Consider the following 553-nt stretch of genomic DNA (forward strand, 5'->3'; position numbering starts at 1 on the left):
GAAATCCTTCTTCAACAGATGGATTTTTACAGTGCTGACATACAATGACAACAACTATAATAGAAAATAACCGAAATATGAATGGAGAGAGACTACTTGTTTGTATTAAGCAATGTATTATGCAGCACTTCCAACCTATGATATACGATGAAAGTAGATGTGTAATTGAAACCACAAGGGGAACTTTTTCAGTTCCTGACAATTATAAGAAATATAAAACCTTAGCATTTGCTTTTGTTGGACACGTACTGAATACAGATGACACACCGGTAATTGAAAAAGAACTGGATTGGCCTGATCCTGCACTAGTGTACAATACAATTGTCGATCGAATCAGAAATCACCCAGAATTATCACAGTTTATATCGGTTGCATTCATTAGTCAATTAAAGGCGGCCATAGGGGAGGGTTTAGATATCAATGTAAGAGGCACGTTAAACCGCAGGGGAAAGGGTATAAGAAGGCCGAAAGGCGTATTTTTTAGATACATGGAATCCCCGTTTGTCAATACCAAGGTTACTGCATTCTTTTCTGCGCCATCCGCCGGGCCTCG

Annotated in this window: 1 protein-coding gene; it reads left to right on the forward strand. The window is 39.1% G+C overall.

All coding sequences use genetic code 11. From position 1 onward, the window contains the following. Nucleotides 1-119 precede the first annotated feature (119 nt). A partial coding sequence (locus U8L64_RS00680; RefSeq protein WP_333392755.1) for a hypothetical protein occupies nt 120-553 on the forward strand: 434 nt, incomplete at its 3' end.

The sequence above is a fragment of the Pseudomonas sp. FIP_A4 genome, assembly GCF_036701605.1.
Taxonomy (GTDB): Bacteria; Pseudomonadota; Gammaproteobacteria; order Pseudomonadales; family Pseudomonadaceae; genus Stutzerimonas; species Stutzerimonas phenolilytica.